The 13,700-nt window shown below is 74.5% G+C and carries 17 protein-coding genes and 1 tRNA gene; 6 read left to right on the top strand and 12 right to left on the bottom strand.

Annotated features, from left to right (window positions below; genetic code table 11):
• The first annotated feature begins 17 nt into the window (after nucleotides 1–17).
• The 3 genes from rpmB to rpsN are packed head-to-tail and all read left to right on the top strand — an operon-like array spanning nucleotide 18 to nucleotide 729.
• Nucleotides 18–254, top strand: coding sequence for a 50S ribosomal protein L28 (rpmB, locus tag INN71_RS13180; RefSeq protein WP_277497908.1), 237 nt, complete (start codon nucleotides 18–20; stop codon nucleotides 252–254).
• Nucleotides 254–424: a 50S ribosomal protein L33 gene (gene rpmG, locus INN71_RS13175; protein ID WP_277497906.1), complete on the top strand. Its 171-nt coding sequence runs from the start codon at nucleotides 254–256 to the stop codon at nucleotides 422–424. Before rpmB ends, rpmG begins: the two co-directional genes overlap by 1 nt.
• Nucleotides 424–729, top strand: coding sequence for a 30S ribosomal protein S14 (rpsN, locus tag INN71_RS13170; protein WP_277497904.1), 306 nt, complete (start codon nucleotides 424–426; stop codon nucleotides 727–729). The genes rpmG and rpsN overlap by 1 nt, the downstream gene beginning before the upstream one ends.
• Nucleotides 730–1,030: 301 nt before the next feature.
• Here rpsN and npdG read toward each other — a convergent pair whose 3' ends face one another.
• Nucleotides 1,031–1,714: an NADPH-dependent F420 reductase gene (npdG, locus tag INN71_RS13165; RefSeq protein WP_277497903.1), complete on the bottom strand. Its 684-nt coding sequence runs from the start codon at nucleotides 1,712–1,714 to the stop codon at nucleotides 1,031–1,033.
• A gap of 321 nt (nucleotides 1,715–2,035) precedes the next feature.
• Here npdG and INN71_RS13160 point away from each other — a divergent pair, with 321 nt between their 5' ends.
• Nucleotides 2,036–3,304 (top strand): hypothetical protein, encoded by a 1,269-nt coding sequence (locus tag INN71_RS13160; RefSeq protein WP_277497900.1) that lies wholly within the window; start codon nucleotides 2,036–2,038, stop codon nucleotides 3,302–3,304.
• Nucleotides 3,305–3,316: 12 nt separating this feature from the next.
• A complete protein-coding gene (locus tag INN71_RS13155) occupies nucleotides 3,317–3,973 on the top strand; it encodes a class F sortase (protein ID WP_277497899.1) in 657 nt (218 codons plus the stop codon).
• A 106-nt stretch (nucleotides 3,974–4,079) separates the two neighbouring features.
• On the opposite strand, the gene INN71_RS13150 is transcribed toward INN71_RS13155, so the two are convergent.
• From INN71_RS13150 to INN71_RS13140, 3 genes are read right to left on the bottom strand one after another with little or no spacing between them, the layout of a single operon-like run.
• Nucleotides 4,080–4,544 carry a carboxymuconolactone decarboxylase family protein gene (locus tag INN71_RS13150; protein WP_277497898.1) on the bottom strand — a complete coding sequence of 155 codons (465 nt, stop codon included), beginning with the start codon at nucleotides 4,542–4,544 and terminating at the stop codon, nucleotides 4,080–4,082.
• Nucleotides 4,544–4,861 carry a GNAT family N-acetyltransferase gene (locus INN71_RS13145; RefSeq protein WP_277497896.1) on the bottom strand — a complete coding sequence of 106 codons (318 nt, stop codon included), beginning with the start codon at nucleotides 4,859–4,861 and terminating at the stop codon, nucleotides 4,544–4,546. Before INN71_RS13145 ends, INN71_RS13150 begins: the two co-directional genes overlap by 1 nt.
• Nucleotides 4,862–4,887: 26 nt before the next feature.
• A complete protein-coding gene (locus INN71_RS13140) occupies nucleotides 4,888–5,907 on the bottom strand; it encodes an LLM class flavin-dependent oxidoreductase (RefSeq protein WP_277497894.1) in 1,020 nt (339 codons plus the stop codon).
• A gap of 109 nt (nucleotides 5,908–6,016) precedes the next feature.
• Here INN71_RS13140 and INN71_RS13135 point away from each other — a divergent pair, with 109 nt between their 5' ends.
• Nucleotides 6,017–7,627, top strand: coding sequence for a peptide chain release factor 3 (locus INN71_RS13135; RefSeq protein WP_277497891.1), 1,611 nt, complete (start codon nucleotides 6,017–6,019; stop codon nucleotides 7,625–7,627).
• A 16-nt stretch (nucleotides 7,628–7,643) separates the two neighbouring features.
• Here INN71_RS13135 and INN71_RS13130 read toward each other — a convergent pair whose 3' ends face one another.
• The 8 genes from INN71_RS13130 to glp all read right to left on the bottom strand — a co-directional run bounded on the left by INN71_RS13130 (nucleotide 7,644) and on the right by glp (nucleotide 13,672).
• Nucleotides 7,644–8,501, bottom strand: a complete 858-nt coding sequence (locus INN71_RS13130; RefSeq protein WP_277497890.1) for a class I SAM-dependent methyltransferase — start codon at nucleotides 8,499–8,501, stop codon at nucleotides 7,644–7,646.
• Between the two features lie 93 nt (nucleotides 8,502–8,594).
• A tRNA-Ala gene (locus tag INN71_RS13125) sits at nucleotides 8,595–8,670 on the bottom strand.
• 80 nt (nucleotides 8,671–8,750) lie between these two features.
• The gene (locus tag INN71_RS13120) at nucleotides 8,751–9,602 is read right to left on the bottom strand and encodes a hypothetical protein (RefSeq protein WP_277497888.1); all 852 of its coding nucleotides are present in this window, start codon (nucleotides 9,600–9,602) and stop codon (nucleotides 8,751–8,753) included.
• A gap of 80 nt (nucleotides 9,603–9,682) precedes the next feature.
• Nucleotides 9,683–10,600 (bottom strand): GDSL-type esterase/lipase family protein, encoded by a 918-nt coding sequence (locus INN71_RS13115; RefSeq protein ID WP_277497886.1) that lies wholly within the window; start codon nucleotides 10,598–10,600, stop codon nucleotides 9,683–9,685.
• 159 nt (nucleotides 10,601–10,759) lie between these two features.
• Nucleotides 10,760–11,371: a GNAT family N-acetyltransferase gene (locus INN71_RS13110; RefSeq protein WP_277497883.1), complete on the bottom strand. Its 612-nt coding sequence runs from the start codon at nucleotides 11,369–11,371 to the stop codon at nucleotides 10,760–10,762.
• 8 nt (nucleotides 11,372–11,379) lie between these two features.
• Nucleotides 11,380–11,919 (bottom strand): molybdenum cofactor biosynthesis protein B, encoded by a 540-nt coding sequence (locus INN71_RS13105; RefSeq protein ID WP_277497881.1) that lies wholly within the window; start codon nucleotides 11,917–11,919, stop codon nucleotides 11,380–11,382.
• Entirely contained in the window at nucleotides 11,916–12,410 is a 495-nt protein-coding gene (gene moaC / locus INN71_RS13100; protein ID WP_277497879.1) for a cyclic pyranopterin monophosphate synthase MoaC, read from the bottom strand. Before moaC ends, INN71_RS13105 begins: the two co-directional genes overlap by 4 nt.
• Nucleotides 12,410–13,672 (bottom strand): gephyrin-like molybdotransferase Glp, encoded by a 1,263-nt coding sequence (glp, locus tag INN71_RS13095; protein ID WP_277497877.1) that lies wholly within the window; start codon nucleotides 13,670–13,672, stop codon nucleotides 12,410–12,412. The genes moaC and glp overlap by 1 nt, the downstream gene beginning before the upstream one ends.
• Between the last annotated feature and the right edge of the window lie 28 nt (nucleotides 13,673–13,700).

Raw genomic sequence — 13,700 nt, 5'->3', positions numbered from 1 at the left:
ACACGAAGGGAGTCCCGATGTCACGTGTGTGCCAGGTGACGGGGCGGGAGCCGGGATTCGGCCACCACGTCTCGCACTCGCACCGCCGCACCAAGCGGAGGTTCGACGTCAACATCCAGCGCAAGAGGTACTTCGTGCCGAGCCTCGGCCGGCACGTCGTGCTGCGGGTGAGTGCCCGCGGCATCAAGGTGATCGACGCCCGCGGGATCGAGTCCGTGGTCGCCGAGCTGCAGCGGAAGGGGACGGGGTTCTGATGGCCAGGCGAGGCAACGACGTGCGACCGATCGTGAAGCTGCGGTCGACGGCGGGGACCGGCTACACCTACGTCACGCGCAAGAACCGGCGCAACGACCCCGACCGGCTCGTGCTGCGCAAGTTCGACCCGCGCGTGCGGCGCCACGTCGAGTTCCGCGAGGAGCGCTGATGGCCAAGAAGTCGAAGATCGCGGCGGACGCGCGCCGCCGCGCGGTCGTGGAGCGGTACGCCGAGCGCCGCGCCGCCCTGCGCGAGGCCGTGCGGCGGGCCGAGCCCGGGTCCGGGGAGCTGACCGAGGCCGTCCGCGCACTGTCGCGCCTGCCGCGCGACTCCTCTCCGGTGCGGCTGCGCAACCGGGACCAGGTGGACGGCCGCCCCCGCGGCTACCTGCGCAAGGCGGGCCTGTCCCGCGTGCGCTTCCGGGAGATGGCCCACCGCGGCGAGCTCCCGGGCATCACGAAGTCGAGCTGGTAGCGGCTCTACCTGACGCCTCGACCACCGGGCCGCGTGCCCGGTGGTCGGGGCGGCGGGGTCCCGTGGGCGCGGGGCCACCGCCCGCCCGACATCGCCCGGATGTCACCACTCGCACCACGGAGCCCGCGCCACGACGGGGCGCTGCGCCCACGAGTGGATGCGATCGGGCGGCGAGCTCGCCAGCCACCCGGCAGCCGAGGGCGGTCGCCCCCGTGGCCACCCGGTGGTCGAGGTGGTCGCCCCCGCGGCCACCCGGTGGTCGAGGTGGTCGCCCCCGCGGGGCGACCCTCGAGACCAGCCCTCAGACGTCGGTGATCCGCACGCCGGCGTGCGCCTTGTAGCGGCGGTTGGCGGCGATGAGGTTGGCCGTCAGCGCCTCGACCTGGTGGGCGTTGCGGCGGCGGCCGGCGTACACACCCCGGACACCGGGGATCACGCCCGCGAGGTCCTGCACGAGGTCGGTGGCCTCGCGCTCGTCGCCCAGCACGAGCACGTCGGTGTCGATGCTCGTGACCTCGGGGTCCTCGAGCAGCACGGCGGAGACGTTGTGGAAGGCGCCGACGACGGTGGAGTCCGGCAGCACGGCCTGGGCCTGCTGCGTCGCCGACCCCTCCTCCACCTGCAGGGCGAACGGGCCCTGCTTGTCGAAGCCGAGCGGGTTGACGCAGTCGACGACGACCTTGCCGGCCAGCTCGGAGCGCAGGCCCTCCAGCAGCTCCTTGTGGCCGTCCCACGGCACGACCACGAGCACGACGTCGCCCGCGGCGGCCGCGCCGGCGTTGTCGGCGCCGGTGACGGAGCCCGCGCCCTCGCCCAGCGCAGCGGCGAGCTCGGCGGCCGCGGCCGCACCCTTCTCCTCGGTGCGGGACCCCAGCACCACGCTCAGGCCCGCGGCCGCGAAGCGGCGGGCGAGCCCGCGACCCTGCGGGCCGGTGCCGCCCAGGACGGCGATGGTCGTGCCCTCGAGGCTCTCGGGGATGCTCACGCGGCTGCTCCTTCTCGTCGCGCCGCAGCGGGCCGCGACGGGTGTCTCGGTGCAGGAAACCCTGCGGATGGATTCGCATCGTAGTGACGCTCGGGCGCACCCGCACCCGGCGGGCCACCCGTCGAACCATCGACCCGAGAGGCCCCTCGCAGGTCCGGAGTGCGACGTCCGTCACGTGCTCAACCCGGGTTTGATCTGCGCATTCAGTCGCCTTGAGGCAATCTTGAGGGTAGCCTGCGATCGCTTGTGTCGTTCAGCACAGCGAGTGACCCGACGCCTCGGATGTCGGGACTGCCGTGTTCCACCCTGGGAGGGATTCCTATGTCACGCCCCGCTGCGCGCCTCGTTGCCGCGCTCTCCACCATCGCCGTCGTCGGCGTCACCACGGCTCCGGCCATGGCCGCCGACCCCGCCGCGGAGGCCAGCGCGACCGGCGCCATCCTCACGATCGCCGGCAGCCCCGTCGACTCGGGTCAGTACACCGTCGTCACCGACGGCACGACCCAGACCGAGTCCGGCACCAACAGCCCCGAGGTCGCCGACGTGCTCTCGCAGCAGAGCAACGTCGACGTGGGCGTCATCTACCAGGACGCCACGACCTCCTCGAACGGCGGCCGGTCGAACGCCTTCGCGTGCTCCGGCGTCGCGGGCAACGGCGCCGTCGTGGCCGAGGTCGGCGACGGCACCTGCCTCACCGGCGGCGACCAGGTCACCCTGGTGCCCGGCACGATCGACCTGGGCAACGCCCAGCTGATCCAGAGCAACATCCTGGCCCCGCTGACGCAGCCGCTGAACGACGCGCTCGGCCCGGTCGTCTCCCAGCTGCTCACCCCGCTGAGCGACGTGCTCAACCAGGTGCTGGGCGGTCTCGGCAACCTCGGCGTCGTCATCGAGTCGGCCGGCGCGATCCAGAGCTCCTGCGCCGCCACCTCGACCTCGGCCGAGGCCACGTCGAACATCGCCGACCTGCGCGGTTACGTCACGGTCGCCGGCCAGGAGGTGGAGATCCTCAACCTCCCCGTCGGTGACATCGCGCCGAACACGGAGGTCGTCACCAACCTCGACGACGTCGTGGACGCGATCCTCGTGGGCCTGGACTCGCAGCTGACCAACGGCCTCCAGGGCGCCCTCGCCCCGCTGACCGCCCTGCTGCCCTACGTCCAGCAGATCAACGACCTGGTCATCGCCCAGATCTCCGACCAGCTCGCGCCGGTCCGCGACAACCTGCTGAGCCTGACGCTCAACAAGCAGAGCCAGCCGACCCCGAACTCCATCGAGGTCACCGCGTTCGACCTGCAGGTGCTCCCGGCGGCCAGCCAGTTCATCGGCACCAGCTTCGCCAGCGTCGAGCTCGGCAAGGCCTTCTGCCGCGGCGGCGTGTACGCCGTGGGCGAGCCCGAGCCCACCCCGACGCCGACGACGCCGCCGGTCACGCCGGTCGCCGACACCCCGACGGTGCCCACCTCGGTCCCCGCCGGCATGTCGGGCGAGACGCCCGCTCCCTGGGGTCCCGCCGCGCTGGTCGGCATGACGCTCCTCGCCGGCACCGCCGGTGTGGCCCGCTTCGTCCGCGCCCGCAACGCTGCGTGACCTGCTGACGCCATGACCGAGAAGAGCACGGGGGCAGGCAAGGTCCGCAGCACCGCGGTCCTGACGGCGCTGACCACCCTGCTCCTCGTCCTGAGCGTCGGGCTCGTGGGCATCGGGATCGCGTGGCCGGGCGGGGAGGCGGACGACGGCACGTCGTCGCAGTACACCTCGCTCGACCCGGCCGCGCCGATCCGCCTCGAGGTCCCCCGCCTCGAGGTGACCGCTCCCATCGTCCCGATCAGCGTCAGCACGGAGGGGGTCCTCGACCCGCCCCGCGACGCCGAGCTGGTCGGCTGGTGGAACGAGAGCGCGAAGCCCGGCAATGCCACGGGCCAGACGGTCATCACCGGTCACACCGTGCACACCGGCGGTGGGTCGATGAACCGGATCGGCTCGCTCGAGGCGGGCGACCAGGTGGACGTCGTCAGCGAGTCCGGCCGGATGCGCTACGAGATCGACCGGGTGCGCTACTACAGCCGGGACGACGTGGCGGAGAAGGCCGAGGAGCTGTTCGGCCAGGACCGCGGTGACGGCAACCTCGTCCTCATCACCTGCGCGGACTGGAACGGGGAGTACTACGAGCGCAACGTCATCGCCTTCGGCACGCCGCTCGGCGAGCCGAAGGAGCGGCCCACGGTGGAGCCCACCGCGGACCAGGCGGCCGGCTGAGCCCGGCGCCCGCACGACGAACCGCCGAGGGCGGGAGGAGCAACGCTCCTCCCGCCCTCGGCGCGTCCGGCTGAGCCCGCGCTCGGGCCCGCGCTCGGGCCCGCGCTCACACCACGGGATGCTGACTGGTGATCGAGACGCGGTTGAACGCGTTGATCGTCACCGCGATCCAGGCGACCGCCCCGTAGGCCTCGTCCCCCAGCACCCGCCGCGCGTCGGCCTCGACGGCGCGACGCTCCTCGACGGGCGGCAGCCGGGTGACCGACTCCGCCAGGGCCAGCGCGGCGCGCTCGCGCTCGTCGAAGAGCGCCGTCTCCTCCCACACCGACAGCACCGCGAGCCGGCGGGGGTCCTCCCCCGCCTTGAGCGCCCGTCGGTGGTGCAGGTCGAGGCAGAAGGCGCAGCCGTTGAGCTGGGAGACCCGCAGGTTGACCAGCTCGACGAACCCCCGGTCGAGGCCCGCCCGGCGCGCCGCCTCGGTGACGGCCTTGGCGGTGGCCGCGAGCGCGGCGTACACCTCCGGCTCGGCCCGGTCGAGGAACACGCCCTCGTGGCCCTCGGGGGCGCCCATCAGTCCGCGACGCGGCTGGCGGGCGCGTTGAAGGCGAGGTCGAGGTAGTCGGGGTGCCGGCGCATCCAGGACGCGATGAACGGGCAGGTCGGCATGACCCGCAGCCCGCGGGCGCGGATGTCGTCGAGCGCGTGCCGCGCGAGCGCGGACCCGACGCCCTTGCCCTCGTGCGCGTCCCCGACCTCGGTGTGCGGCAGCACCAGCATCCCGTCGGCCGGGATGTACGCCGCGAAGCCGGCCAGCTCCCCGTCGAGCCACGCCTCGTAGCGCTTCTCCTCGGGGTTGTCCCGCACCTCGACCGCGTTCGCCTCACCCATGTCGTCTCCTGCTCCTCGTACCTCGGTCAGCGCCAGCCGAGCGCGGGCGCCACGTGGGTCATCATCGCCTCCAGCACGTGGGCGTTGTAGTCGACACCCAGCTGGTTCGGCACCGTCAGCAACAGCGTGTCGGCGGCCGCGATCGCCTCGTCCTGCGCCAGCTGCTCGACGAGGCGGTCGGGCTCCGCGGCGTACGTCTTGCCGAAACGCGCGGCCCCGCCCTCGAGGAAGCCCACCTGGTCCTCGCTGCGGCCCTCGTGGCCGAAGTAGGCCCGGTCCCGGTCGTCGACGATCGGGAAGATGCTGCGGCTCACCGAGACGCGGGGCTCGCGCTCGTGGCCGGCGGCCGTCCAGGCGTCGCGGAACCGCTGGATCTGCTCGGCCTGCAGCTGGTGGAACGGCACGCCCGTGTCCTCGGTCAGCAGGGTGGAGCTCATGAGGTTCATGCCCTGCTCGGCGGTCCACTCGGCGGTCGCGCGCGAGCCGGCGCCCCACCAGATGCGCTCGCGCAGGCCCGGGGAGTGCGGCTCGATGCGCAGCAGGCCCGGCGGGTTGGGGAACATCGGGCGCGGGTTGGGCTGGGCGAAGCCCTCGCCCTTCAGCACCTCGAGGAGCACCTGCGTGTGGCCGCGCGCCATGTCGGCGTCGCTCATGCCCTGCGGGGGCTCGAACCCGAAGTACTTGTAGCCGTCGACCACCTGCTCCGGTGATCCCCGGCTGATGCCGAGCTGCAGCCGGCCGCCGGAGATGAGGTCGGCCGAGCCGGCGTCCTCGGCCATGTAGAGCGGGTTCTCGTAGCGCATGTCGATGACGCCCGTGCCGATCTCGATGCGGCTCGTGCGGGCGCCGACCGCCGCCAGCAGGGGGAACGGCGAGGCGAGCTGGCGCGCGAAGTGGTGCACCCGGTAGTAGGCGCCGTCCACCCCCAGCTCCTCGGCCGCGACCGCGAGGTCGATCGACTGCAGCAGCGTGTCCGACGCCGACCGCGTCTGCGAGTGCGGCGACGGCGTCCAGTGGCCGAAGGACAGGAACCCGATCTTCTTCACACCGACTCCAACGCTCCCCGCGCGCTGGTGTTCCCGCCGAGTCGTCGCGAAGCGCGCTCGTAGTCACGCCGAGTCGTCGCGAAGCGCGCTCGTGGGTACGGTCTGCGTCGTGTCCGACACCCCCCACGACGCGCGCACGCGCCGTACCTTCGCCGTCATCAGCCACCCCGACGCCGGCAAGTCGACGCTGACGGAGGCGCTCGCGCTGCACGCGCAGGTCATCGCCGAGGCGGGTGCGGTGCACGGCAAGGGCGACCGGCGGGCGACCGTGTCGGACTGGATGGACATGGAGAAGGAGCGCGGCATCTCCGTCAGCTCGACCGCGCTGCAGTTCGAGCACGACGGCCACGTGGTCAACCTGGTGGACACCCCGGGCCACGCCGACTTCTCGGAGGACACCTACCGCGTGCTGTCGGCCGTCGACGCGGCCGTGATGCTCGTCGACGCCGCCCGCGGCCTGGAGCCGCAGACGCTGAAGCTCTTCCGGGTCTGCGCCCACCGCGGCCTGCCGGTCATCACCGTCATCAACAAGTGGGACCGGCCGGGCCGCGACCCGCTCGACCTCCTCGACGAGATCGAGCAGCGCATCGGGCTGCGGCCCACCCCGCTGACGTGGCCCGTCGGCCAGGCGGGCGACTTCCACGGGGTGCTCGACCGGCGCACGGGCGAGTACGTCGCGTACACGCGCACCGCGGGCGGGGCGACGCGCGCGCCGGAGACCCGGATGGGGCCCGAGAGCGCCCACGAGCTGCTCGGCGCGACGTGGGACGAGGCGGTGGAGGGGCACGAGCTGCTGGCCGCCGACGGCGCCGACCACGACCACGCCGCGTTCCTGGCCGGCCGCACCACGCCGGTGCTGTTCGCCTCCGCGCTGCTCAACTTCGGCGTGGCCGAGCTGCTGCGCACCCTGGTGCAGATCGCTCCGGCGCCCGAGGGCACCCGCGCGGAGGACGGCACCCTGCGGGCGCCCGACGACGACTTCAGCGCCTTCGTGTTCAAGGTGCAGGCCGGCATGGACAAGGCCCACCGCGACCGCCTCGCCTTCGCGCGCGTCGTCTCGGGGGTGTTCCAGCGCGGCATGGTGGTGACCCACGCGCAGACCGACCGCCCCTTCGCCACCAAGTACGCCCACGCGGTCTTCGGCCGGCGCCGCGAGGCCGTCGAGGTGGCCCACCCGGGCGACGTGATCGGGCTCGTCAACGCCGGCAGCGTGCGGGTGGGCGACACCATCTACGCCGGCAAGCCGGTGCGCTTCCCGGGCATCCCCAGCTTCGCGCCGGAGCACTTCGCCACGGCCCGGGCCACGGACTCCGGGCGCTACAAGCAGTTCCGCCGCGGCATCGAGCAGCTCGACCAGGAGGGCGTCGTGCAGGTGCTGCGCTCGGAGCTGCGCGGCGAGCACGAGCCGGTGCTCGCCGCCGTCGGGCCGATGCAGTTCGAGGTGGCCGCCGCGCGGATGCAGGCGGAGTTCGGGGCGCCGATCCGGCTCGACGCGCTGGGCTACCAGCTCGCCCGGGCGGTCGACGAGGCCGACCTGGCGGAGGTGGCGGCGCTGTCGGGCGTCGAGGTGCTGCACCGCTCCGACGGCGTGCACCTCGCGCTGTTCCCGGACCGCTGGCGCCTCGGCGCGGTCGAGCGGATGCACCCGCACCTCGACCTCCGCCCCCTCCCGGCCAGCGACCTGGACGCCGAGCCCACCCGCCCCGCCCGGGAGTCCTGACCCCCGGCCCGCGGCGTCACGCCCGGGCGGTCACGATCCACACGGCGCCCGGGTAGCGCACGGCTCCGTCGACGAGATGGGCCCGCAGCTCGGCGCGCACGTCGTCGAGCAGCGCCGCCCAGCCGTCCTCGCCGAGCACCGGCACGAGCACGTCGTGGGCCTCGCGCCCGGTCGTGGTGCCCAGGACGGCGGCCAGCCGGCTCTCGACGCCGTCGCTGCCGTCGTACCCGTGGGCGTGGGTGTAGTCGAGCGGTCGCAGGTCGACGTCCCTCCACCCGGCGTCACCGAGCAGGGTGCGGACGCGCTCCGGATCGGCCAGGGCGACCGGGCCGGGCGCGTCGGGGGCCCGGACGGGCCGGGGGCCGTGGTGGGCCTCGATGGCGGCGACGAGCACCGACGTACCCAGGGTGAAGATCGGGTTCTCCCCCGGCGTGCGCCAGCAGGCGACGGCGAGGCGGGCGCCCGGCGCGCAGGCGGCACGCACGTTGGCGAAGGCCGCCACCGGGTCGGCGAAGAACATGACGCCGAAGCGCGAGACGACGAGGTCGAACGGGTGCCCGGGGGCGAGGGCCGCCAGGTCGGCCTCCTGCGCGTCGGCGGTGCGCACGACCGCCTCGGGCACGCGCGCGGCGGCCGCCGCGACCATCCCGGGCGATATGTCGACACCGACGGGCTCGGCGCCGCGATCGGCGACGGCGGCGAGCAGGGTCCCGCTCCCGCACCCGACGTCGAGCACGCGCTCGCCCGGCGCCGGCGCGCCGGCCGCGAGCAGGGCGGCGGTGACGGGCGCGAAGATCGCGTCGTACGTCGCCTCGTTCTCGACCCACCCGTCGGCGTTGCCGGTCCAGGTCTCCCGCATCAGCTCGTTGGCCACCGGGCCACCGTAGCCACGCGCAGCCGGGAGGGACGGCCGGGGACGCGCCCGGAATGCACGAAGGCCGCCCCGGGAGGGACGGCCTTCTCGTGGTGGTGGAGCTGAGGGGATTCGAACCCCTGACCTTCTCGATGCGAACGAGACGCGCTACCAACTGCGCCACAGCCCCAGTGCGTCACTCGCGTGACGCGAGAGGGAACGTTAGCACCCCCGCGCGGGGGGCACCGAATCGCCCCGGGAGCCCGTTCGTCAGTGCCCGACGACGCGGCGCTCGGCCGCCCGGGCGGCGTCGGCGGCCCGCTGCTCGTCGGCCTCCACGGCGGTACGGCGGACCAGCTCCGAGTCGGCGCGGTCGTGGCCTGAGGAGAAGATGCCGCTGTCGTCGAGGTCGAACGCGGGCAGCTCGCGGGCCGCGGCGTGGTCCTTGCCGACGTACGTCGGGAGCGGCGCGGCGACCGGGGTCCACAGCGTCGCGGGGTCGCGGTCGTCCTGCACCGCGGCCGGCTCGTCGCCGAGCTCGCGGGAGACGGCGGAGATGAGCTGGGTGTCGGCGCTGGCGTCGAGCAGCTCGGCGACCTCGCCGTCGTCGTACTCCTCGAGCTGGGCGACCAGGTCCTCCTCGCGGCTCGCGGCGTCGAGGACGACGGGGCCGCGCTGCGCCGGCTCGGGCGCCGGGCGGCGGGCGTGGTCGAACGCGGCGCGCTCGCCCTTGACCATCACCCGGCAGGTGACGAGCCAGGCGACGAGGAGCGCGACGGGCGCGGAGACGTAGCCCCAGGCCACGACGCCGAACGCGGCGAGCAGCACACCGATGACGAGCAGGCCGACCAGCACGCCGAGCACGCGACGACGCCGCTGCATCGCGCGGCGCGCGGCCGCCCGTCGGGCCCGGAGCTGCGCAGGGGTGGGCGCAGCTACGGGCACGGCGGTCACGGGGGGCGCCTCGACGGCGCCTCGGCGGGCGAGCACGCGCAGGGTCGCGGAGAACCGCTCGACCGACCGGCTCTCCACCGCCTCGTCGTGGTGCTTGAGCGCCTGGGGGATGAGGTACGCCGCCCACGCGACGGCCACGGCCACGAAGATGACACCGCTCAGATCCACGGGCCGAGCCTAGGAGCGCCGACGCGGCACACCCGGGACGTGCGGGGTGTGTCGGGCGGTGACTTGTGGGACGGGTGGGGTCAGTAGCGCAGCGAAGCGCTCGGCGAGCGCCGCTGCGTGGGCACGCCGATGCGCTGCAGCGCCCGGGCGACGCCGTCGGCGATGAGCACCTCGCCGTCCGCGTTCGGGTGCATGCCGTCGCGGGTGTGCGCGATCGTGGCGCCGGCGGTGGAGGCCGACACGACGCGGGCCTCGGGGGTGTCGAGCTCGAGGGCCATCTGCCGGATGAACGCGTTGAACTCGTCGACGCCCTCCACCCAGGTCTGCGGCAGCTCGACGAGCACGACGTCGACCGTCGGCGACACCGCGCGGGCGTCGGCGACGAGCTGCCGCACCCGCTGCGTGACGACGGCCGGGTCGTCGCCGCGGTGGTTGAGGTCGTTGACGCCCAGCATCTCGACGAGCACGTCGGGGCGCAGGTCGGTGACGAGCGTCGTGACGGGGAAGTCCTGCTCGGCCAGCGTCATGCCCCAGCGCGCGACGTGGTCCTGGTCGAAGGCCGGGTCGAGGTAGGCCGTCGACGTCGAGTCCTGCGTCAGCGCGTCGTACAGCACCTGGCGGGGGCCCACGAAGTCGTAGGCGGTGCCGGCGCGGTCGAGGGTGCGGGCGAGGCGGTAGCGCCACGTCCAGTCGCCGCCCGCGCCCTGGGTGACGGAGTCGCCGAGCAGCATGATGCGGGTGGGCGTCTCGACGGGCTCGACGGGCAGCTCGGCCGACGCCGACGCCTGGGGGTCGAGGGGCTCGAACGCGTCGGTCGTCGGGCTCGGCGCGGCGGTCTCGCCGGTGCCGCCGGCGACGTCCGCACCCTCGGCGGCGGCCGCCTCGGTGGCGGCGCCCTGCTCGCTGATCCGCTCGACGGCCGCGGCCCCGAACGGGATCCCGACGACCACGAGCGTGCCCGCGACGGCGATCGCCCAGCGCTTCGCGCCGTGTGCCACGTCCACCCCCGTCGACGACTGCTCGTGCCTGCCTGCGTACGGCGGGACTGCTGCGTCCGCGCCGGGGAGAACGGTGCCTCAGCGAGGCGCCCGGAGTCGAATCCCAACGGCGTGGCGCGTCGAGAAGTCGGCCACACCCGCCGCCGGGTCCGGCGCGGCCTAGCCCAGGCGGGCGCGCAGGCCGCCGGGGCACTCCTCGGCGGTGACGGCGTAGAGCCGGTGGTCGCACCAGGCGCCGTCGATGTGGAGGTAGCGCGGGGCGTAGCCGAACTCGGCGAGGCCGAGCTTCTCCACCACGCGCAGGGAGTTCGTGTTCTCGGGGCGGACGGCGATCTCGATGCGGTGCAGCCGCCCGGGCCCGAAGCAGTGGTCGACGGCCAGGGCGACGGCGCGGGGCACGAGGCCGCGGCCGGCGTACCGCTGGTCGATCCAGTAGCCGATCGACGCGGACTGCGCCGAGCCGCGCACGACGCTGTTGACCGTCACCTGGCCGGCGAAGGCGCCGTCGACCTCGATGACGAGCGGCAGCGCCTGTCCCGCGTCGGCCATCCGCAGCAGCGACCGGAGGCTGCGGCGCAGCGTCGTCGGCTGCTCGGACTCCGAGCCGGGCGGGGCGGTGGCGTCCCAGCGGCCGAGCCACGCCCGGTTGCGGGCGCGCACCTCCTGCCACGCCGAGGCGTCCCCCATCCGCAGGGAGCGCAGGACGAGGCCGGTGGCGGGGTCCGGGTCGGTGATCCGCGCCGGCCAGGCCGCCGCGTGGGTCCAGCGCACGACGGTCCTCAGGCGCTCGCCGTCGGCCGGGGGTGGTCGCCCCCGGTGACCTGGTCGACGGCGTGCGGCACGACGTCGGCGAGCACGGCCAGGGCGTCCTTCACACCGCCGCGCGACCCGGGCAGGTTGACGACGAGGCACGAGCCGGCGACGCCGGCGAGCCCCCGCGACAGCACGGCGGTCGGCACGCCCTTGGCGACGCCCGCGGCGCGGATCGCCTCGGCGATGCCGGGCACCTCGCGGTCGAGCAGCGGCCGGGTGACCTCCGGCGTGCGGTCGGTCGGGGTGAGGCCCGTGCCGCCGGTGGTCAGCACGACGCGGGCGCCGGCGGCGAGCGCCGCGCGGATCGCGTCCGCCACGGGCTCGCCGTCGGGCACGACGGCCGCGTCGTCGCACGTGAAGCCCCAGGCGCGCAGCGCGGAGACGATGAGGGGGCCGGTCGTGTCGTCGTACACACCCGCGGAGGCGCGGTTCGAGGCGACGACGACGGCGGCGGGCAGGCCCGGGCGGGCGGGCGGGGTGACGGGGGTGTCGGTGGCCTCGCTCATCGCGTCCACTCCCCCGAGCGGCCGCCGGACTTGGCCTCGACCCGCACGTCGGTGATGACGGCCCGCTTGTCGACCGCCTTCACCATGTCGATCACGGTGAGGGCGGCGACGGAGACGGCGGTGAGCGCCTCCATCTCGACGCCCGTGCGGTCGGTGGTGCGGACCGTCGCGCTGATCTCGACGGCGTCGTCGGCGACCTCGAGGTCGACCTCGACGCCCGAGACGGCGAGCGGGTGGCACAGCGGCACGAGCGCAGGCGTCTGCTTGGCGCCCATGATCCCGGCGATGCGGGCGACGGCGAGCGCGTCGCCCTTCGGGACGCCCTCGCCGCGGAGCAGCGCGACGACCTCGGCGGAGACGAGCACCCGGCCCGACGCCGTCGCGGTGCGCGCCGTGACCGCCTTCTCCGAGACGTCGACCATGCGGGCGGCGCCGCGCTCGTCGACGTGGGTGAGGCGAGCGGCGGTCCCGGTTTCCTGCGGGGTGCCCATCAGATCTGCTCGTCCAGCGCGAGCACGTGGACCGGCTGGCCGGCCTCGACGCGCGTGACGCTCTCGGGGATGACGATGAGCGCGTTCGACGCGGCCAGGTCGCCCAGCAGGTGCGACCCGGGGCCGCCCACCGGGGTGACGTGCGCCGTACGGGCCGCGTTGCCGCCGACGCCGGACGGCGCGTTGTACTCCCCGCGCAGGAACTGCCGGCGCCCCTCGGGCGAGCTCACCGGGTGGGTGAGCAGGGCGCGGCGCAGGGGGCGGGCGTACGGCGTGAGCCCCATGAGCTTGCGGATCGCGGGCAGCACGAACACCTCGAACGAGACGTACGCCGACACGGGGTTGCCCGGCAGCGTGACGATCGGCGTCGCGTCCTCGCCGATGGTGCCGAAGCCCTGCGGCTTCCCGGGCTGCATCGCGACGGAGCCGAACCACATGTCGCCCTGCGGGGCGAGCGCGGCCTTGACGACGTCGTAGTCGCCGGCGCTGACGCCGCCGCTGGTGATGACGAGGTCGGCGCGCACGAGCTGGTCGTGCACGGCCTCGAGGAACGTGGCCGGGTCGTCGGGCACGATCCCGACCCGGTAGGCGATCGCGCCGGCCTCGCGCACGGCGGCGGCCAGCATGTAGGAGTTGCCGTCGTAGATCGAGTCGTGGCCGATCTGGTCGCCGGGGGCGCGCAGCTCGGAGCCGGTGGAGATGACGACGACGCGCGGGCGGGGCCGGGTGCGCACGTGGGAGCGGCCGATCGCGGCGAGCAGGCCGATCTGGCGCGGGCCGAGGATGGTGCCCTCGGAGACGACGACGTCGCCGGCCTGCACGTCCTCGCCGCGGTGCCGCACGTGCTGCAGCGGGCGGGGCGCGTCGTACACGGTCACGTTGGCGACGCCCCGGTCGGTCCACTCGTAGGGGACGACGGCGTCGCAGCCGGCGGGCAGCGGCGCCCCGGTCATGATCTTGACCGCGGTGCCGGGGCTCAGCGCCATGATGTGCGCCTGCCCGGCCCCGATCTCACCGACGACGGGGAGGCTCACGGGCTGGTGCTCGCTGGCGGTGGCGACGTCGTCGGCGACGACCGCGTAGCCGTCCATCGCCGCGTTGTCGAAGGACGGCAGCGACACCCCGGCGGCGACGTCCTCCGCGCACGCCAGGCCACTGGCCTCCTGCAACGAGTGGGTCATCGGCTCGAGGGGTCGCACCCCGGCCATGACCCGCTCGAAGAACTCGGGGACGCCGATCGGCTGGGAGGTCGCGTCGGGCATCAGGCTCCTACTGGTGGGCGGTACGGCG

Origin of the sequence: Nocardioides sp. ChNu-153 (assembly GCF_030466625.1) — a bacterium.
Classification (GTDB): domain Bacteria; phylum Actinomycetota; class Actinomycetes; order Propionibacteriales; family Nocardioidaceae; genus Nocardioides.
This window is presented reverse-complemented; position numbering and strand designations above follow the sequence as displayed.